Origin of the sequence: Hydrogenophaga palleronii (assembly GCF_031457455.1) — a bacterium.
Lineage (GTDB): Bacteria > Pseudomonadota > Gammaproteobacteria > Burkholderiales > Burkholderiaceae_C > Hydrogenophaga > Hydrogenophaga palleronii_A.
Genome location: NZ_JAVDWU010000004.1, coordinates 22039 through 40178, shown reverse-complemented (window position 1 = coordinate 40178; position 18140 = coordinate 22039). Strand labels below are relative to the sequence as shown.

Genomic DNA, 18140 nt, shown 5'->3' with positions numbered 1-18140 from the left:
CGTCCGGCTCAGTAGGTCAGGCTGACGGCCGCCTTGGGGTCGGGCTGGGCGTCAAGCCGGGCGACAGGTTTGGCAGGAACCACATGCCACACACCGCCCTGACCATTGCCGTTGCGGTCGCCGGGCTTGGCGTCGCCGGCAAAGTAATAGAGCGGCTTGCCGTTCACCGTCCACTGGCGCACACCGTTGGCGTTGATCAGGCCAAACTCACCCTTGGCCACCGCCTCGGGTTTGGCGGTGAAGGCCGGCCAGGCGGTCAGGCAGGCACCACTGCAGTTGCTCTTGCCTGCTTCGTCCTTGTCAAAGGTGTAGACCGTGCGGCCGGTCGCGTCCGCCAGCACGCCCTCCCGCATGACTGGCTGCGCCTGGACGGCACCCGCGACGAAGATGGAGAGAGCGAAGGCGGCCAAGTGTGAGCTGTGTTTCATGATTTGATCATCCTGTGGTGTTGGGTTTGAAGGTCGCAACATTGCGTCCCACCTACAGAACGGCTTGAAATGGCGCCTGGATGCAGGGGCCTGAAAAAAAATGCAAAGGTGATCCGAGGTCGCTGGGTTCGCTGCCGCACAGACGCTCAGGGGCGCTGGGCACAGCCTGCGCTTTGATGGTCCTTGATGCGTCAGGTCGGCGCCTGGAAGCTGTGTCGCTGACTGCACTTCGTTCGCACCAGGGGAAACGTGTTGACCAGTCAAGTCCCCGCCCCCCATGCACACTTTCAAGATCTACCGCTACAACCCCGACACCGACGACAGACCTTACATGCAGGAGATGGCGCTGGAGGTGGGCGGCGGTGACCGCATGCTGCTGGATGTGCTCATGCGACTGAAGTCCGTCGACCCGAGCCTGAGCTTCCGGCGCTCCTGCCGCGAAGGCGTGTGCGGTTCAGATGCCATGAACATCAACGGCAAGAACGGACTGGCCTGTGTGACCAACATCCACTCGCTGCCGAACACCGTGGTACTGAAGCCGCTGCCGGGGTTGCCGGTGATCCGCGACCTGTTTGTGGACATGAGCGACTTCTTCAAGCAGTACCACTCCATCAAGCCGTGGCTGATGAACAGCGATCCCCCGCCCGAACGGGAACGGCGCCAGTCACCGGTGGCACGCGATGAGCTCAACGGCCTGTACGAATGCATCCTTTGCGCCTGCTGCTCCAGTGCCTGTCCGAGCTTCTGGTGGAACCCCGACAAGTACGTCGGGCCGGCAGGGCTGTTGCAGGCCTATCGCTTTCTGGTGGACAGCCGTGACCAGGCCAGCAGCGAGCGACTGGACGATCTTCAGGACCCCTTCCGCCTCTTTCGCTGCCGCACGATCCTGAACTGCAGCGACGTCTGCCCGAAGGGTTTGAATCCGGCGCTGGCGATTGGAAAGATCAAGGAAATGATGGTGCGGCGTAGTGTCTAGCCCTGCACCCGCGACCGGTTGGCTGCCGGCTTGCGCAGGCCCTTCGTACGCTACCGAACGGACAGCGCAGACCTGACTGAACAACATGCCCTCCTGAGGCCGCACTCCACCCCGGGCCTTTGCAGCCGAACCTTTCAGAGAGGCCTAAACCATGAGTGCGTACCAGGGCATCAGGATCTTCAGCAGTGTCGTGCTCGGTTTGATGGGCGCCGGCATTGCCTACGCAGCCTACATCGCGGTCACCTACTGGACGGGCATCAGCGTCTGACGCGGGTGCAGACACATGAACAAGCGCCAGGCACGTTACTTTGCGATCGGTTCCACCCTGCTGGCCACACTGGTGTTTCTCGGTCTCACGCTCGACAGCCACCGCCAGTTCCCGAAGCTGACCAACGCGCAGAACATCACGCCGGCCGTTACGCTGGGCAAGGATGCCTGGCACAAGCACAACTGCATCAACTGCCACACCATCTTCGGTGAGGGTGCGTACTACGCTCCTGACCTCACCAAGATCGCGCAACAGCGCGGTGCGCCCTACCTGCGCGCCTTCCTGAAAGACCCCTCAAAGTTCTACGACGAGCAGCGCCACCGTCGGCTGATGCCACAGCAGAACCTGAGCGACGAAGAAATCGATGGCCTGATCGCATTCCTGGACTGGGTCAGCAAGGTCGACAACCAGGGCTGGCCACCGCGCCCGATCGTGGTCACCGGCCTGGGCGCAGGCGCAGCCAACGCGACGATTCCTTCAACCACCACCGCCACAGACCCGTCCACGTCTGCAGAAGGAGCGGCAACGGCCATGACCGGCAAAGACCCGGTGGCCTTGGGCGAGCGCGTGTTCATGGCCGCTGCACCGGCCTGCACCGCCTGCCACTCGCTCACCGCAGGCGCCGACATGGCGGGCCCATCTCTGGCCGGCATTGCCACGCGCACAGAGAAAACACTGGCGTCGCCCGACTACAAGGGCACCGCCACCGACCTGACCTCCTTCATTCGCGAATCCATCACCCAGCCGAGTGCACACCTGGTCCCGGGTGCCATGTATTCCGCCAACGGCGCGTCCTTCATGCCGGATACCTATGGCAAGGACCTGACACCCGAGCAGATCGATCAGCTCGCTGCCTACCTGGCGACCTTCAAGTAGCGGGAGAGGCCGCGAATCCGTCCAGCCCACAAAGACTACGGGCCACCGCTGCCCCATCCAGGAGTTTGTTCATGCGCTACAGGTCTCAATCGGTTGCCTACTGGTATTTCGCGGTGGCCATGGTGTTGTTCGGGTTGCAGCTGGTGTTCGGGCTGCTGTCGGCCGCCAAGTACCTGGGCCCCGATCCGCTGCTGAATATCCTGCCGTTCGATGTGACCAAGGTGATCCACACCAACCTGCTGATCGTGTGGGTGCTCACCGGGTTCATGGGTGCCACCTACTGGATGGTGCCCGACGAATCGCGCACCGAGCTCTACAGCACCAGGCTTGCCTACATTCAGCTGGTGCTCTGGACCCTGATGGGCGCGACCGCCGTGGTGGGCTATCTGTTTCGCTATGGCACCGGCAACAAGCTGCTGGAACAGCCGCTGCCCCACAAGATCGTTATCGTGATCTGCATGCTGATCTTTCTCTACAACATCGGCATGACGATCTGGCGCTCCAAACGCTTCACCACCACCGAAGGCGTGCTCGTGCTCGGCCTGGGTCTGGCCGCGTTGTTGTACCTGCCCGCGCTGCTGCACTACGAGAACTACACCGTTTCCATCTACTACCGCTGGTGGACCATCCACCTCTGGGTGGAGGGCGTGTGGGTGATGATCCAGGGCGGCTTCCTGGCCTACCTGTTGATCCGATTGTCAGGCGCCGACCGCGAGGTGATGGAGAAGTGGCTGTATGTGATCGTGGGTCTGGTCTTCATCGCCGGCATTCTGGGCACGGCGCACCACTACTACTGGGTGGGCGTGCCGTCGTACTGGTTGCCCATTGGCGGCATCTTCAGCGCGCTGGAACCTGCGGCCCTGGTGGGGATGGCGATGTTCGCGTATTCGGCCATGCGGCGCGCCGGCTTTTTGCACCCCAATACGTTGGCCCTGCACTGGACCATCGGCAGCGCGCTGTTCACCCTGTTCGGTGCCGGTCTGCTGGGTCTGGCGCACACCTTTCCAGACGTCAACAAATGGACCCACGGCACGCTGATCACCGCCATGCACGGACACGCCGCCTTCTACGGTGCCTACGCCATGATCGTGCTCGCGATGATCACCTACGCCTTGCCTGCGATGGTGCCGGGGCGCAGCGAAAAGGGCAGCAGCCTGGGCTACTGGGCTTTCTGGATGCAGCTGGGCGGCATGTTCGGCATGACGCTGTCGTTTGCCACCGCCGGCATTGCGCAGGTGTATCTGGAACGCATCATGGGCATGGGGTATCTCGACGCGCAGCTGAAGATACAGGTGCACTTCGTCATGCTGGTCGCCACCGGTTCGTTGTTTGCCGTTGGCGTGGGGCTGTTCATCTACGACTTCTTCCGCCATGCTCCGCGCTTCGATGTGGAGCCGGGTGCCCCTGAACCACACGCTGGCCACGCCGAACCCGTCCTTTCGACGCCGTGAGAGCTCCCTTGGCCGCGCCCCTGCTCCACACCGTTGTCCCGCCACAAGGATCCGTTCCGTCGTCCCCCGAGCCGTACTACCTGCCATCGGGTGCGGAGGTTTCCATCTTCGCGCACTGTCATGCGCTGGAGCTGGCTGTGATGCTCAAAGGCCCCACCGGGTGTGGCAAGACGCGATTTGTGGAGCACATGGCTTGGAAGCTCAAACGCCCCCTGATCACCATCTCCTGCCACGACGACCTGAGCGCGAGCGACCTGATCGGCCGCTTCCTGATCCGCCACGACGGCACCGCGTGGCAAGACGGGCCACTGACCCGTGCCGTGCGCGAAGGCGCCATCTGCTACCTGGACGAAGTGGTCGAAGCACGCCAGGACACCATGGTGGTCCTGCACTCCTTGACCGACCACCGCCGCAGCCTCCCCATCGACAAGACGGGCGAGTCGTTGGTGGCCGCGCCCGGGTTCCTGCTGGTCATCTCCTACAACCCGGGCTACCAGCGCATGCTGAAAGACCTCAAGCCCAGCACCCGCCAGCGCTTCGTGGCACTCGACTTCGACTTTCCGCCGGCATCGCGTGAGGCGGCAATCATTGAGCGTGAATCCGGCACGGACCATGGCACGGCCATGGCGCTGGTGTCGCTGGGGCAACGCCTGCGTGCACTGCGCGACCGGGGCCTGGCGGAAGTGCCGAGCACCCGGCTGCTGATCGCAGCGGCCGCGCTGGTGGTCAGTGGCATACCCATTCGGCAGGCATGCCTCAGCGCGGTGGTGTCGCCGCTGTCGGACGACGAAGCGCTGGTCAGTGCGATGCGCGATCTGGTCGACGCCACCTTCGTCTGACGACGCCACCCGATGGCCGAAGCCGAGGATGTGATCACCGACGTGGCGCGGCATGTCACCGTCTTCACGCATGGCTTGTGGCAGCGTCACAGAGCCAAGGCGCCCACCCGGCCCGTGACCCTGCTGGCAGACGTGGCGCCGCGGCTGGACTTGCTGATCGAGGCGGTGTTCGGCACCTCATACCGCTTGCGCACGGCGCAGCTGCCGGCGCGCCCCACCTTGCTGGCCCAGGCGTTTCAACGGGCATCCTTCCCGCGAGCGCGTGTGGCGCTGCCGGCCACCGATGGCCAGTGCCTCTGGTTGCCGCCGGAAACCGGCCTCGCGGACAGCAATCTGGCCATGGACCGCTTTCGCGCCCTGGCCCTGTCGCAGGCCATGCGGGCGAGCCGAGGCAGCGCCGCAGGCCTGGCTCTCTGCGCCTCGCCGCTGGTGCGGGACATCTACCTGCTGGTGGAGGCCATTGCGGCCGACGCAGCGCTGGCGCAGCTGTTGCCCGGCATGGCGAGGTCCTTGAATCACTTGCGCAACGCAGCACTCACAGCCCGCCCACCCCGGGGCCAGTTCGCCAAATCGCGCCTACCGCTGGAGGACCTGGCACGGAGCTGGATGGCGCTGCTTTGCGATCAGCCACCTGCGCAGGCGCCTTTCAGCGGGTCGCCGAACCACTCGGTGCGCCTGGCTCAACGCCTGGCCGCTGACATGGTGCGCGAGCACCCCGGCATCGCCCGCCTGGGCCCATCGCCCTTGTTTCGCGACTGCTGGACCGGCGACTTGCGCAGCCCCGGCGCAGCCACAGACGCCACCCTTGCCGACCGCAACGGCGAAGGCGACGCCGCCACCCGAGCACCGCGCAGCGCACGGCTGACGCGCCGCCCCGAAGTGCGCGAAGGCAGCGAGCAGGAGGACGAGAAGTCGCCTGGCGCGTGGATGATCCCGCCCGACGTGCCACACGAACAGGCCGAAGATCCGCTGGGCATGCAGCGGCCCACCGATCGCGATCAGGCGGCGGGTGCCGACGAGTTCGCTGACCTGGTCTCCGAGCTGGCACAGGCCCGCTTGATCTGGACACCGGGTCAGGCCCCGGAGGTTCTGTTGTCCGATGACCCGCCGACCACGCGTCCCAGGCACAGCAACAACAATGCGTCAGGCGCACCCCATGCCATCTGCTACCCCGAGTGGGACTTCCGGATCAAGGCCTACCGCCATCCCGGCGCCACGGTGCGGCTACGCGAAGCACCGTCTGGCGCGCAGCAGTGGGTGGACGACACCCTGGCTGCGCATAGATCTCTGCTCGGCGCCATCCGACAGCGCTTCGCGGCCCTGCGCCCCCAGCGCACCTTGCGGCGCCGCCAGACGGATGGCGACGACATTGACCTGGAAGCCTGCGTTGAAGGCATGGCGAACATGCGCGCCGGTTGGCCCATGGCACAGGACCTGTATTGCTCGCAGCAACGCACCCGGCGCGACATGGCCATCCTCATCCTCATCGACGTCAGCGGCTCCACCGATGGCTGGATCTCCAACAGCCGCCGCGTCATCGACGTGGAACGCGAGGCCTTGCTGCTGGTATGCATCGCCCTGGGAGCGATGGGTGAACCCTTCGCCGTACAGGCCTTTTCCGGCAATGGCCCTGCCGGGGTGAGTCTGTGGGACATCAAGCGCTTTGACGAGCCTTATGGCCCTCCGGCGTCTCTGCGCATTGCGGCGCTGGAACCCGATCAGTACACACGCACGGGCGCCGCCTTGCGCCACGCCAGCGCCACGCTCATGCGCGAAGGTGCCGCGCACAGGCTGCTGCTGCTGTTGTCCGACGGCAAGCCCAATGATTGCGACGTCTATGAAGGGCGCTACGGCATCGAAGACACCCGTCAGGCCGTGACCGAAGCCAAACTTCAGGGCATTTCACCGTTCTGCCTGGCGGTGGACAGGCAGGCCGCCAGCTACCTCCCTGACGTGTTTGGCGCGCACCACTATGCTCTGCTATCGACCCCTGGCGCATTGCCTGCCGTGCTGCTCGACTGGCTGCAGCGATTGGTGAAAAGCTAGGAACCGCCGCGCATACAGGTTGCGCATGAAACCATTTTCCGGGCAGCGCATCAGAGCATTTGTGTATGGATGAGACGGAGTGACACAAGAGACTGATCGAGTGGCCGCTTGCTGGACGGTCGTAGCGAAGCGCCGCACCTGATTCCGGTGCACAGAGAAGTGGTGTCGGTCTTTGCCGACAGGCCGCTGCGACCATGGCAAATGGGTGTAACAGACGGGGTTTGGTGCAATTGCCTGCATGCCTGAGTGTAAAAATCAGCGGCATCGCCCACCTGAAGTGGGAGTTTCGAGATGCCAGGACCGGCCGTGAAGGCCTTGCAAACATGAATGTTCAGAAGCAACGCGACCGCAGCAGAACCGAGCCGCCTCGCTCCCGAGCGAAGGAGCCCATGGATGAGTCACGGTACCAGGAGCTCATGCGCAGCCTGAATCACCTGTTCGTTGAATCCGAACACGACACACAGGCCCAGGCCGCCGCCGAACGCCAGCGGGTGATCGGAGAAATCAAGGCCCTGATGAATCACCATGGCCTGACGGTGGAGGACCTGGACGGTTGATTGAATCTGGACACGGCGCCGTTTGGCCGGCACCAAGAGTCGCACCTGCTACGCCAGCTTGTTGGGCTTGACGCCGATCACCGCGCAATGTTGGTGGTAGTCGGCGACGCGGTCGGCCGCCGTGATCCGTTGCAACACGCTGTGGTGAGCGCCCAGGTATTCGACGCTGCCTTTGACAACCACGTGCACCAGCAGGTCTTCGTGACCAATCGCCTCCCACCAGTCCACGTTGCCGGCTGGCTCGAAGATGTAGTCGCCGGCTCGCACGATACGGCCGTCGTTCAGGCGCCGCTGGCCCGCCAGCGTCAAGGCGTGGACCTCGCCGGTGTGGCGGTGCAGACCCAACCGGGTACCGGGCTTGAGGCGCATCAGCTCCACCCAGCCTGAACCGTCGGGCAGGAACTGAAGCGGGAGGGACCATTTGCCCTCGCCTTCCGGTATCCAGGTGCAGAGGCCGGCGCGGCGCATTGCCGTGTCCACGAGGACAGTTTCGAGTTTCATGGTGTGTCCTTTCATTGGTCAGGGTGTTGGTGACGGTATTCCTGCGTGCGCCCGCCATAGCCGTAGGCAGAGGCACGCACATCCTGTACATACACGTAGCTTTCGGGGTGCAGGTGGCCCAGGATTCGCTCGAAGGCCGCGAAGGCTTCGGCCACAAAGCGGGCCTTCTCGGCCTTGGTGTTGGTTTCGTCCACCACCTTGACATCGAAGTAGAAGCTGGCCATCTTCAACTCAGCCAGCGACTGGCCGGCGACAAACCAGTCGCGCGGGTCCACATAGTCGATCACCACCGCAGTGAGATCACGGCGTTTTCCGAGCACCTGGCTGGACAGCTCAAGCAAGGTTTCGGTGATGCGCTGGGAGAGTTCGGGCGTGCGGTTCCCAGAGACTTTGACATTGAGGATGGGCATGGCGGTTTTCCTTTTGCGAGGTGGGTAGGTGCACCGATTCTGAAAAAAGCTGCCCGGCCCGGAAACCCTCGCGCTTCATAATTGGTTTTGCTCCAAACGCAAAGGCAAGCCCCATGAGACATTTCCTGCCGGACCCTTCCGACCTTCGGTGGCTCGTTCGATCGATCGAACTGCAGTCCTTCTCAGCGGCCGCAAGAGAGCTGGATGTGGCGGTGTCGGTCGTCACGCGCGGCGTGGACCGCCTGGAAGCCGGTTACGGTGCCACCTTGTTGCGCCGATCCACCCATGGGCTGACACCCACCGCAGAAGGGCTTGAGCTCGCGCAGGAAGCGCGTGAGCTGCTGTCGCGGCTGGAGGACATTTCGGCCTCAATGCTGAAGCAGCGAAATCGCGTGGTCGGCGCGCTGCGACTGGCCTCGAGCCACGAAATCTGCGAAGAACTGGTCGTGCCGCAGTTGGCTCGCTTGCGAGCGAAACACCCGCAGTTGCGCATCGAGCTGGTGGCTGAGGATCGCGTTGCCGACCTCGTGACGGACGGCATCGATGTGGCCCTGCGCACGACGGTGGGCAACAGCGAGGCGGTGGTGGCCCGGGCACTGGGCGCCTTCGAGCGCCGCCTGTTTGCCTCACCGGAATATTTGCGCCAGAAGGGGGTGCCGGCCCACCCTCATGAGTTGCACCAGCACCAGACCGTCGCCCATACCGCACAGGGGCCTGTGGTGACCTGGGGCTTCCGCAAAGGGGGCAAAAAGCTTCAAGTCACCCTGAGGCCGCCCCTCGCAGCGAATTCCACCGCTCTCGTGCATCAAGCCCTGCTGGCCGGCGCGGGCATCGGGGTGCTGTCTGTGCCCTTGGCCGCGGCAGACGTGGCCAAGGGCCATCTGGTGGAAGTACTGGCGCCGTACGCCGCCGGTGCGACCCACACCATGTACGCCGTGTCACTGCCCAACCTGCGCAATGCAGCACGGGTACGGGCCGTGATCGATTTTCTTCAGGAGGCCGCCCGCCGGCATTGGGGCATGGCGAAGGAGAACCCGTCTCAGACCGGAGGGACGCCGGCGTAGCGCAGCATCACGATATCGGACCCTTCCAGCCGGCGTTCCTCGATCAGCACCAATGCGGCTGGCAGGCCCGATTCGAAGAGACGCACACCTTCTCCCAGCACCACATTGCCCATCAGCAGTCTCAACTCGTCGACCATGCCCTGGGCCAGCAGGTCGTTCATCAACACATGGCTGCCATAGGCCAGCAGATCTCGATCGCTGTTTGATTTGAGCGCCTGGATTCGCGCATGCGCCTGCGCGCGGCCAACGACTTCAGCATCCCCCCAAGGGGCGGTCGCGGGCAGAGCGAGTGAGTCGCTGACGACGAGCTTGTCCAGCCGCCCGGTCAGGGCCGCGATCTCGGCCAGCACCGGGCCTGCCGACGCATCCTGTTCGACCTGCGGCCAGAAGTTCTGAAACAGACCGAAGGTGATGCGACCGAAGACCAGCGTACCCGCCGTTTTCAGCAACGCCAGGTTGTGTTCATCGAATACCGGGCCCATGGGCAGGCGGCTGAGGTCGCCGCCCGGGCCAGCGCAGTAGCCATCGAGCGAGACAAGGTTGCTGAAAATGAGTTTGGCCATGAGGGAGTCACCTTTCTGTCGGATTCAGGAGGTCACGGCCCGGGACATCCGGAACGTGCCATCTCTTGAGAGACAGGGCGACGCCCAAACTCATCGGTCAGGGCGGACAGAGATCAATCCATCGCTTCGGCCAGGCCGAATCGCCGGTGCAGCACCGGGTCAAGAAAGCTGTGCAGGCCAGCGATCCGGCCCGCGCGCAGGTTCAACAGCAGGATGGCCCCGAGCCGGAACACGTCGTCGCCTTCGGCCAACATGTAGCAGGCAAAGCCCGCCTGCCCGTTGGCCCACATCGGCACCAAGCGCCAAGGTGTGGCAAACACCCGCTCTGCGATGAACTTCTGGACGAAGACAAGGCCATCAAACCAGGCTGGCAGCGGCGGCATGGTGAAGCGCACGTCTTCAGTGAAGAGGCGCACCAGATCATCGATGTTGCGGCTTTCCCAGGCGGTGACGAACGCGCCCAACAGGTGGTCGAGATCTTCCTCGCCCAGCGACCGCAGCTCGGTGGCCTGCGACACAGCGGGCAGCTTGCTCTTCATCGTTTTCTGCGCACGCTGCAACGCACTGTTCACCGAGGAGACCGTGGTGCCCAGCATGTCGGCGGTTTCAGCGGCCGAATATTCGAGCACATTGCGAAGCAGCAGCACTGCCCGCTGCGTGCCAGGCAGATGCTGAAGCGCGGCGATGAAGGCGAGCGTGACACTTTCACGCCGCGCGAGCCCCTCGGCCGGATCTTCGTGCGCAACGCCATGCCAGGGTGCTTCGTCGTCCGGCAGCGGCTCCAGCCACACTGGCCCGCCGACCATCTGGCCCAGGTCGGCGGTGGTGTCGAATGCTGGTCCGTGGTCAGGCGACATCAGGCGGCGCGAGCGCCGCGAGATCAGGCGAAGGCAGGCGTGGGTGCTGATCTGGTGGAGCCAGGTGCCGAACGCACTGCGTCCTTCGAAAGAACCGATGCTGCGCCAGGCTGCGAGCAATGTTTCCTGCAAGGCATCGTCGGCATCGTGCGGAGAGCCGAGCATGCGGTAGCAATGGGTGTGGAGCCGGCGGCGGTACGGCGCGACGAGACGATCGAAGGCGCTGGCGTCGCCTGCGCGGGCTTGCGGCAGCCATTGCAGGTCAGATGAATAGAGGGCCTCCGGTGGCAACTTGGTTGATTTCCTGTTCATTACCCCATCCTCTCAGAGAAAGGAACCTGCTCAAGAACCCATTCCTCGGTGGTGCACCACCATGCGACCCGCGAATCTGCTCAAGCTTAGGCTCATCCCCGACTTGGCCTTCGTGCCATGCGCAGACCGTGATCTACCCAGGGAAGGTGTCTCCAAAGAGTTGAAGTGCCGATCCGTTCAATGCACGGAGAAGCTCTCTCGGTTCGACTGCTTCTGCCACGGCCAGTGCACCACTGCGCTGATACGAAGGATGCATCAAACGCAACGCGACCTCGGTCACGATCGGCGCCGTCACGGCGTAGATGTCTTGCCCTCGAACACCGGCTGTCTTGATCGCTCCGCCTTGAGTGAGGCGGACCACCAGTTCGAATCGCTGGGCCGAGCGCCCCAGTTCGTCAGCCGCTATGGGAGACGGCGTCGACGCATCCCGGATATCGGCCAGCGCCGAGCTGTTGAGCAGGGAGCGAACCTTTCTGACCTGGAGGTGGTGGGCCAGTGTGATGACCTCACTGAAGGGCATTTCAACCATCGCTTGTCTGCCCAATGGCGCTGAGAACGTCCAGTGCTGTGCTTCATTCGAGGGCTGGAACGGCACCAGGCGCCCGTCCTTCACGACGAGCCTGGGGGCCTTGTTTCGCTCGCCTGTTTTGCGCGTTCCTTCGGTGGGCCACCAGCGATCAAGACCGATCGCAATCGTGATTTCATCAATGACCCCTTCGGTTCCAAGCGCACTGGCCAGAAGGTCGGCCAATCCACCGTAGAAGGCCGCCGCTGGCACCACCACACGGCCAGCCTGACGTGCCGGCTCGTCCAGATCGGCGAACGTGGTTTGCACGCTGGGTTGCTCAGCGGTGACGTCGATGTAGTGGCACTTGGCGTTCAGCGCTGCGCGGGCCACGGCCGCCGCTGTGTCCATGAAAGGGCCAGCGCAGTTGATGACTACCTCGCAGCCAGCAAATGCCTGCTCAAGACTGTCTGGATCATCAATGGCTGCGGTGCGGCGTTCCGCGACGTCGGGCAGCAGTGCTTCAAGCCGTGCCTGGTCGCGCCCGACAGCGACGACCGACACGCCTCGACGCAACAGTTCTTGAACAACGAATCGACCGGTGTGACCAGCAGCACCGAATACCGCGACGCATTTGTTGGCGAAAGTCATGAAAAGCTCCTTGAATAAAAGATACAGACCTGTCTGTTCTTCTTAGATTACAGACAGGTCTGTATCATGTCAAGCATGCAAACAAAATTCTCTTCGCTGCGCTCTGGAGATGAAGCGGGCACCAAGCGCCCAAGCGGAGCTCAGATGCGTCGATTCACCGCAGATGCAGAACGCAACTCGACGGCCGAGCCGGCGCTCGATGTGCGCAATCGCATCCTGGAAACCGCTTCTCGACTGTTCTATGAACGCGGCGTACGCGCGGTCGGTGTTGATCTGGTGGTGCTGGAGGCCGCTGTGGCGAAAACCAGTCTGTACCGGTATTTCCCCACCAAGGACGATCTCATCGTCGCATTTCTGGAGAGGGAAGATCTCGAGTTCTGGGAGCAGTGGAACCGTGTTGCCACGCAGTTTCCTGAAGATCCCCTGGAGGAACTGGATGCGCACATGCGTTGGATCGGTGAGCGGTTGGCTCGCTCCAACTACCGCGGCTGTCCCCAGATCAACGTGGCGGCCGAATTCGCCGAGCAAGACCATCCGTCGCGCCAGGTGTCGCGGCGACACATGCAAATGCTGCGCGAGCGTTTGCTGCACACTGCGCAGCGCCTGAAAGTTTCACAGCCCGATCAACTCGCCGCTCAACTCGCCGTGTTCGTGAACGGCGCATTTGTGAGTTCGGGACTGCTGAGCGCCGCAGAGGCGACGACAGTCTTGCAGTCAGCGGTGAAAGCGCTGGTGGCTGCGGCGCGAAGGAATGCGTGAGCGTAGCGGGCTACCTTTACTCGCGAAACGTCCATGCCTTCTGCGATCGGCGTGCCCATAGGCCGTCGGCACCGTATCCCGTCAATCGATTGCTCCGAGCCTGCAATCGAAACTGCGAGCGGTAACACCAAAAGATGAGCATCCTTCGGCGCCACCTCCCTCGAGGTGGCATCGACAAGCGAGCCACGCGGGCCCAGGAGAGCGCGCGATGACGCGCGGCGGACTACACCGCCTCACGAACCGCTGCTTCGATCGCGGCGATATCGATCTTCCTCTGTTTCATCATCGCCGCCATCGCCGAAGCAGACACCTTCTTGTCGGAACTCGTCGTCAACTCCGTCAGCCGCCGAGGGAAGATTTGCCAGGACACGCCGTAGCGATCCTTCAACCAGCCGCAGACGCTCTCCTCGCCGCCATCCGCAGTCAGCGCCTCCCATAACCGATCGGTCTCTGCCTGGTCATCGGTCGCGACCGATATCGACACCGCCTCGGTCAGCGTGAAGGCCGGCCCGGCATCGAGAATCTGGTAGGGCACCCCGCCCAGCAAAAAATCGATCACCGAGAAGCTGCCGTGCCCGGCATCGCCAGAAAAGCTCGACTCGACCCGGCTTCCCGGGATCAGAGAACAGTAGAAATCAGCGGCCTCACGGCCCCGCCCGTCGCGGAACCAAAGACAGGTACGGATGGAATTGCTCATGGTGTTGCTCCTTGCTCAAGTGGATGAATGGGTCTGAGAGACTGCGCCGGCGATCACCACCGCCTGCGCGGGTATTGCGATCAGTTCTCCCGCGTCAGCACCACATGGGCCCGGCCCCGTAGCCGTCGAGCGACAGAGAAAAACTGCGTACGTCAAATCGGCTCATGGTTGAAACTCCTGTCCTCATGGCAAGCCTCAGTCGTCACCGCCATAGGGCCGGGTGATGATCTCGAGGTAGTGGCCGTCTGGATCGTTCCAGTAGACGCCGCGGCCGCCGTCGTGGTGGTTGATGCTGCCCGGTCGCTGGTGCGCCGGGTCGGCCCAGTACGGCAGCCCACGGGCCTGGATGCGCTCGAAGATCTGGTCAAACTCAGCCTCGCTCACGAGAAAGGCGTAGTGCTCGATGGTCAGGTGCTGATCAGTTTGGATAAACGCCAGCGTGACGTGGTTGTCGAGCTCGACGTCCCAGAACGGACCGAATCGGACGGGGGCCGGACGACCCAGCATCTCGCTGAGGAAGGTGGCCGATACGAACGGATCGCGGGCGTGAACAATCGTGTGGTTAAGGTCAATCGACATCACATGGCTCCTTGCAAGGGTTCGCAACCACTCTGAGCCTTCATCGTGTCCGAACCGATCGGCTAATGTCTGCGTCACCGACTGTTGTCACTGGCTTCGGCGAGGTCTTTGATCTTCTCCTGTTGGCGGTTGTCGACATAGGACTGTGCCTTTCTCTGTCCCATGTTTGCCGTTGCGAAGGCTTGCCCGGTTCAGATGCAGCCAGGTGCGTCCGAGTACTCCATCTCAAGCACCACCCATTCACGTCGCGCGGCGCCGAAGCGCTGTTCGATCTCACACAGGCTGCGGTCCAACTGTTGCAGTGGCTTCAGAGCCGGTGCCAGGGGCAGGCGCGGCGCGTCCAGTCTCGCCGCGTCCACGGCAATCGGCATGCCGCTGCGCAGCCGGGCGGTGCCGGGCGACGCCGATTCGGCCCGCACGCTCACTCGCCCGGTGCGCGACCAGGCGTCCGCGACCAGTGCGAGGGTGATGTCGTCCATGCCCTCTTGCACATCCACGCCCCAATCCTCACGCGACCACAAGGCCACCTTGTTGATCAGGTAGTTCGCACCCCTGCGCAAGTTGAGCGCAAAGGGTGTGCTGTCGTGTTCCGGTGTCCACGAGCTGGTGCCCAGTTCGGCCGCGAGCGTCGCGGCCTACGAGCCCTCATGACTGTGGTGACCAGCGCGCCCCTGCACCGTCGGCACCGTGCCTCCGTCAACTAGGGCCTGTTCACACTATTTTTCCAAATGCGAGTGGGTTGAAAACAGCGCCAATCTAGGCGCGCGACGACGGCCAGACTGGGTGTCTGGCCTAGGAGTGCAACGACGAGTGGCGCTGTTTTCAACCCATTCCCTTCGGGTTGCGGCCAAAAAGGCCATGCGCCGCGTTGCGAAGCCTTGCCGGGGGGGCGACCCCGGCTGCGTTTCGCGCCTTGCGCATGACCTTTTTGATCCGCAACGCATCTTGGAAGAATAGTGTGAACAGGCCCTAACTGCTCCGAGCCAGGGTAAGCAGCCGATCACGCTGCCTCAATCCGCGGATAGAAGTCACGGTTCTCGCGTTGCATGCGCTCGTACAGCATGCGCAGCACGCGGTTGACGTCGTCGCGAAAGCCCTGCTCGTCGCGGCGCACGTTCTCGGGCTGGTTCCAGCGCTTGGCGAAGGCATCGTAGGCCTGGGCGATCGGGCCCATGTCCTTTTGATACTGCTGCCCCATGCGCGCCAGCTCAGGGTTGGCGCCACGCTGCAGCGCCGGGTACAGCGCCGGGTCTTCTACGGCCAGGTGCAGCTTGACGGTGGCGCTCATGCTGACGATGAGTCCTGCGATATGGGCGGCGTTTTGCACCACCCCAGCCTGCGCCAGACCGCGCAGGGCCGAGATGTTGCCCAGGATGTCGGCGTGCTGGTGTTTGAACTTTTCGATATTCATGGAATGCTCCGCAGAAGAAGTGGCCGGCCGGGAGAACCCATGGCCCCCGGCCGGAGGATCATCGCCGTGCACCAGCCAGCGTGACGCCCGTGGGCGCAGCCGGTGCGCGTGCGCCGAACACGCCAATCACCACCTGCCAGGCCACCGAAAGCGCGCCGACGATGAAGACCACGTCACCGAAGGTGCGCACCCAGCGCAGCGTTTGAATGAACGGTTGCTGCATGAAGGCCTCACTGCGCGCGTACCACAGACCTTCGCTCACACTGGCGTGGAACTGGTACAGGGCGATGGGCAGCAGGCTCGTGGCGATCATCAGCACCAGGCCGGCGTTGAGCCACCAGAAAGCCGTCTTCATGAGGCGCTCGTTGAACACCAGATTCGGGCGGATGTAGCGCAGCACCAGCAGCGTAAAGCCCAGCGCCAGGAAGCCATACACCCCGAACAGCGCGGCGTGTGCATGCATGGGCGTGGTGTTGAGGCCCTGGAGGTAGTACAGCGCAATGGGGGGGTTGATGAGGAAACCGAAGACGCCCGCACCCAGCATGTTCCAGAAGGCCACGGCCACAAAGAAGGCCAGCGGCCACTTGAGGTTGGCCATCCACGGCGCCCGGTGCTGCAGGCGCCAGTGTTCCCAGGCCTCATGGCCCAGCACCACCAGCGGCACCACTTCCAGTGCGCTGAATGCCGCGCCCACGGCCATCACTGGCGTGGTGGTACCACTGAAGTACAGGTGGTGGAAGGTGCCCGGAATGCCGCCCAGCATGAACAGCGATGCCGAGGCCAGGCTGGCCGTGGTCGCCATGCGCACCGACACCAGGCCCAATGTGGAGAAGATGAAGGCCAGCGCCGTGGTGGCGAACACTTCAAAGAAGCCTTCCACCCACAGGTGCACCACCCACCAGCGCCAGTACTCCATGACCGAGAGGTGGGTGCGCTCCCCGTAGAAGAAGCCCGCACCGTAGAACAGGCCGATGGCCACCACCGAGGCGGTGAGCAGCGCCAGCAGGTTCTTGTCGGCCCCGGGCGTGCGCAGGGCGGGCACCACCCCGCGAAGCATCAACACAAGCCAGAGGACGATACCGGTGAACTTGCCGATCTGCCACAAGCGGCCCAGGTCCACGTATTCGTAGCCCTGGTGGCCGAGCCAGAAGTTCCACTCGACGGGCATGATCTGGGCGATGGCCAGGTAGTTGCCAGCGAAGGAGCCCACGACGACAACGAAGAGCGCCCAGAACAGCACATCGACGCCAAGCTTCTGGAACTTCGGGTCCTTGCCGCCGTTGATGAGCGGCGCAAGGAACAGGCCCGCAGCCAGGAAGCCCGTGGCGATCCAGAACAGCGCGCTCTGGATGTGCCAGGTGCGCACCAATGAGTACGGGAACCACTGGGACACGTCAATGCCGTAGAACTGCTGCCCTTCCACCGTGTAGTGCGCGGTGAAGCCCCCCATCATGACCTGGAAGGAAAACAGCGCCACGACGAGGAACAGGTATTTGCCCAGCGCGCGCTGCGAGGGCGTGAGCGGCACGCGCGAGAGCGGGTCGTGCGGCGGCGGCACGGGGTCTTGCTCGTCGTGTTTTCTCAGGAAGGCCCAGGCCCACACCAGAAAACCCACGCCCGCGATCAGCAGCACCACGCTGACGACGGACCAGATCATGTTCTCGGCCGTGGGCTTGTTGTCGATCAGCGGTTCGTGCGGCCAGTTGTTGGTGTAGGTGGCGCCGGTGCCGCCGCCCACGTCTGCAGGGCGCTCGGTGGCGGCGGCCCAGGCGGTCCAGAAGAAGAAGCCTGCCATCTGCGCACGCCGCTCGGCGCTCGGCAGGGTGTTTTCCTTCATGGCGTAGCTCTCGCGCGTCTTGCGGAACGCCGGCGCGTCGCTGAACAACTGGCTGTAGTACGTCACATTGCGGGCAATGGCCTGCTCGCGCAGGCTGGACACTGTCATCGAGCCCGTGCTTACGTCGTAGGTGTTGGTACGGTATTCCTTCTTCAGGCGCGCACGCAGCACGGCCTGGCCGTCTGCATCGATCTGGTCGAACGGTTTGCCATACGCCTGCTGCGCGGCCAGGTCCAGCCAGGCCAGCAGTTCGCGGTGCAGCCAGTCGGCGGTCCAGTCGGGCGCCTGGTAGGCGCCATGGCCCCAGATGGAGCCGAGCTGCATGCCACCCACCGACTGCCAGGCGGTCTGGCCGTCGAGGATGCCCTCATCGGTATAGAGCACGCGACCGTCTTCGGTCTGCACAGTCTGCGGAATGGGCGGAGCGGTGCGGTACACCTCAGCCCCGTAGTAGCCCAGCAGGCTGAAGCAAACGATCATCACGCCGATCAGCGTGAACCAGAGCTTGCGGTAGTTACCCATGGGCCACCTCCGCTGCGGAATGTCCGCTTGG

19 protein-coding genes are annotated in these 18140 nt (G+C 63.6%); 8 read left to right on the top strand and 11 right to left on the bottom strand.

All coding sequences use genetic code 11. From position 1 onward, the window contains the following. Positions 1-8 precede the first annotated feature (8 nt). Positions 9-428 (bottom strand): COG4315 family predicted lipoprotein, encoded by a 420-nt coding sequence (locus tag J2W49_RS10300; protein WP_310315326.1) that lies wholly within the window; start codon positions 426-428, stop codon positions 9-11. Between the two features lie 277 nt (positions 429-705). Between J2W49_RS10300 and J2W49_RS10295 the strand changes: the two genes are divergently transcribed. The 6 genes from J2W49_RS10295 to J2W49_RS10270 all read left to right on the top strand — a co-directional run bounded on the left by J2W49_RS10295 (position 706) and on the right by J2W49_RS10270 (position 7441). After that, positions 706-1404, top strand: coding sequence for a succinate dehydrogenase iron-sulfur subunit (locus J2W49_RS10295; RefSeq protein ID WP_310315323.1), 699 nt, complete (start codon positions 706-708; stop codon positions 1402-1404). 283 nt (positions 1405-1687) lie between these two features. Next, the gene (locus tag J2W49_RS10290) at positions 1688-2548 is read left to right on the top strand and encodes a c-type cytochrome (protein ID WP_310315319.1); all 861 of its coding nucleotides are present in this window, start codon (positions 1688-1690) and stop codon (positions 2546-2548) included. Positions 2549-2619: 71 nt separating this feature from the next. Beyond that, positions 2620-3999 carry a cbb3-type cytochrome c oxidase subunit I gene (locus tag J2W49_RS10285; protein WP_310315315.1) on the top strand — a complete coding sequence of 460 codons (1380 nt, stop codon included), beginning with the start codon at positions 2620-2622 and terminating at the stop codon, positions 3997-3999. Between the two features lie 20 nt (positions 4000-4019). Next, on the top strand, positions 4020-4838 hold the full coding sequence (locus J2W49_RS10280; protein WP_405001016.1) for a CbbQ/NirQ/NorQ/GpvN family protein: 819 nt from the start codon (positions 4020-4022) through the stop codon (positions 4836-4838). Positions 4839-4850: 12 nt separating this feature from the next. Further along, on the top strand, positions 4851-6884 hold the full coding sequence (locus tag J2W49_RS10275) for a nitric oxide reductase activation protein NorD (RefSeq protein ID WP_310315313.1): 2034 nt from the start codon (positions 4851-4853) through the stop codon (positions 6882-6884). Between the two features lie 389 nt (positions 6885-7273). Then, positions 7274-7441, top strand: a complete 168-nt coding sequence (locus tag J2W49_RS10270; protein ID WP_310315310.1) for an H-NS family histone-like protein — start codon at positions 7274-7276, stop codon at positions 7439-7441. Between the two features lie 48 nt (positions 7442-7489). On the opposite strand, the gene J2W49_RS10265 is transcribed toward J2W49_RS10270, so the two are convergent. Continuing rightward, positions 7490-7942, bottom strand: a complete 453-nt coding sequence (locus tag J2W49_RS10265; protein ID WP_310315308.1) for a cupin domain-containing protein — start codon at positions 7940-7942, stop codon at positions 7490-7492. Between the two features lie 11 nt (positions 7943-7953). Beyond that, the gene (locus tag J2W49_RS10260; protein WP_310315305.1) at positions 7954-8352 is read right to left on the bottom strand and encodes a tautomerase family protein; all 399 of its coding nucleotides are present in this window, start codon (positions 8350-8352) and stop codon (positions 7954-7956) included. Positions 8353-8465: 113 nt separating this feature from the next. Between J2W49_RS10260 and J2W49_RS10255 the strand changes: the two genes are divergently transcribed. Next, positions 8466-9416 (top strand): LysR family transcriptional regulator, encoded by a 951-nt coding sequence (locus J2W49_RS10255; RefSeq protein WP_310315302.1) that lies wholly within the window; start codon positions 8466-8468, stop codon positions 9414-9416. Here the strand turns inward: J2W49_RS10255 and J2W49_RS10250 are convergent. From J2W49_RS10250 to J2W49_RS10240, 3 genes are all read right to left on the bottom strand, one after another. Then, a complete protein-coding gene (locus J2W49_RS10250; RefSeq protein WP_310315299.1) occupies positions 9392-9979 on the bottom strand; it encodes a dihydrofolate reductase family protein in 588 nt (195 codons plus the stop codon). The genes J2W49_RS10255 and J2W49_RS10250 overlap by 25 nt on opposite strands. Positions 9980-10092: 113 nt before the next feature. Continuing rightward, on the bottom strand, positions 10093-11148 hold the full coding sequence (locus J2W49_RS10245; protein ID WP_310315296.1) for an RNA polymerase subunit sigma-70: 1056 nt from the start codon (positions 11146-11148) through the stop codon (positions 10093-10095). A gap of 133 nt (positions 11149-11281) precedes the next feature. Further along, on the bottom strand, positions 11282-12304 hold the full coding sequence (locus J2W49_RS10240) for a saccharopine dehydrogenase NADP-binding domain-containing protein (RefSeq protein ID WP_310315292.1): 1023 nt from the start codon (positions 12302-12304) through the stop codon (positions 11282-11284). Positions 12305-12370: 66 nt separating this feature from the next. On the opposite strand from J2W49_RS10240, the gene J2W49_RS10235 reads away from it, so the two are divergent. Then, positions 12371-13063, top strand: a complete 693-nt coding sequence (locus J2W49_RS10235) for a TetR/AcrR family transcriptional regulator (protein ID WP_310315288.1) — start codon at positions 12371-12373, stop codon at positions 13061-13063. Between the two features lie 223 nt (positions 13064-13286). On the opposite strand, the gene J2W49_RS10230 is transcribed toward J2W49_RS10235, so the two are convergent. The 5 genes from J2W49_RS10230 to J2W49_RS10210 all read right to left on the bottom strand — a co-directional run bounded on the left by J2W49_RS10230 (position 13287) and on the right by J2W49_RS10210 (position 18109). Then, the gene (locus J2W49_RS10230; RefSeq protein ID WP_310315285.1) at positions 13287-13760 is read right to left on the bottom strand and encodes a VOC family protein; all 474 of its coding nucleotides are present in this window, start codon (positions 13758-13760) and stop codon (positions 13287-13289) included. A 195-nt stretch (positions 13761-13955) separates the two neighbouring features. After that, positions 13956-14339, bottom strand: coding sequence for a VOC family protein (locus J2W49_RS10225; RefSeq protein WP_310315282.1), 384 nt, complete (start codon positions 14337-14339; stop codon positions 13956-13958). 191 nt (positions 14340-14530) lie between these two features. Beyond that, complete coding sequence (locus J2W49_RS10220) at positions 14531-14899, bottom strand: hypothetical protein (RefSeq protein ID WP_310315279.1); 369 nt, start codon at positions 14897-14899, stop codon at positions 14531-14533. Between the two features lie 440 nt (positions 14900-15339). Beyond that, positions 15340-15750: a hemerythrin domain-containing protein gene (locus tag J2W49_RS10215; protein ID WP_310315276.1), complete on the bottom strand. Its 411-nt coding sequence runs from the start codon at positions 15748-15750 to the stop codon at positions 15340-15342. 58 nt (positions 15751-15808) lie between these two features. After that, positions 15809-18109, bottom strand: coding sequence for a nitric-oxide reductase large subunit (locus tag J2W49_RS10210; RefSeq protein WP_310315272.1), 2301 nt, complete (start codon positions 18107-18109; stop codon positions 15809-15811). Between the last annotated feature and the right edge of the window lie 31 nt (positions 18110-18140).

Excerpts from the sequence above, each read along its gene's own strand:
- J2W49_RS10230 (WP_310315285.1), bottom strand. The coding sequence starts at position 13,760 with ATGAGCAATTCCATCCGTACCTGTCTTTGGTTCCGCGACGGGCGGGGC.
- J2W49_RS10270 (WP_310315310.1), top strand. The coding sequence starts at position 7,274 with ATGGATGAGTCACGGTACCAGGAGCTCATGCGCAGCCTGAATCACCTG.
- J2W49_RS10275 (WP_310315313.1), top strand. The coding sequence starts at position 4,851 with ATGGCCGAAGCCGAGGATGTGATCACCGACGTGGCGCGGCATGTCACC.
- J2W49_RS10265 (WP_310315308.1), bottom strand. The coding sequence starts at position 7,942 with ATGAAACTCGAAACTGTCCTCGTGGACACGGCAATGCGCCGCGCCGGC.
- J2W49_RS10260 (WP_310315305.1), bottom strand. The coding sequence starts at position 8,352 with ATGCCCATCCTCAATGTCAAAGTCTCTGGGAACCGCACGCCCGAACTC.
- J2W49_RS10225 (WP_310315282.1), bottom strand. The coding sequence starts at position 14,339 with ATGTCGATTGACCTTAACCACACGATTGTTCACGCCCGCGATCCGTTC.
- J2W49_RS10210 (WP_310315272.1), bottom strand. The coding sequence starts at position 18,109 with ATGGGTAACTACCGCAAGCTCTGGTTCACGCTGATCGGCGTGATGATC.
- J2W49_RS10290 (WP_310315319.1), top strand. The coding sequence starts at position 1,688 with ATGAACAAGCGCCAGGCACGTTACTTTGCGATCGGTTCCACCCTGCTG.
- J2W49_RS10240 (WP_310315292.1), bottom strand. The coding sequence starts at position 12,304 with ATGACTTTCGCCAACAAATGCGTCGCGGTATTCGGTGCTGCTGGTCAC.
- J2W49_RS10285 (WP_310315315.1), top strand. The coding sequence starts at position 2,620 with ATGCGCTACAGGTCTCAATCGGTTGCCTACTGGTATTTCGCGGTGGCC.
- J2W49_RS10300 (WP_310315326.1), bottom strand. The coding sequence starts at position 428 with ATGAAACACAGCTCACACTTGGCCGCCTTCGCTCTCTCCATCTTCGTC.
- J2W49_RS10235 (WP_310315288.1), top strand. The coding sequence starts at position 12,371 with ATGTCAAGCATGCAAACAAAATTCTCTTCGCTGCGCTCTGGAGATGAA.
- J2W49_RS10255 (WP_310315302.1), top strand. The coding sequence starts at position 8,466 with ATGAGACATTTCCTGCCGGACCCTTCCGACCTTCGGTGGCTCGTTCGA.
- J2W49_RS10295 (WP_310315323.1), top strand. The coding sequence starts at position 706 with ATGCACACTTTCAAGATCTACCGCTACAACCCCGACACCGACGACAGA.
- J2W49_RS10215 (WP_310315276.1), bottom strand. The coding sequence starts at position 15,750 with ATGAATATCGAAAAGTTCAAACACCAGCACGCCGACATCCTGGGCAAC.
- J2W49_RS10245 (WP_310315296.1), bottom strand. The coding sequence starts at position 11,148 with ATGAACAGGAAATCAACCAAGTTGCCACCGGAGGCCCTCTATTCATCT.
- J2W49_RS10250 (WP_310315299.1), bottom strand. The coding sequence starts at position 9,979 with ATGGCCAAACTCATTTTCAGCAACCTTGTCTCGCTCGATGGCTACTGC.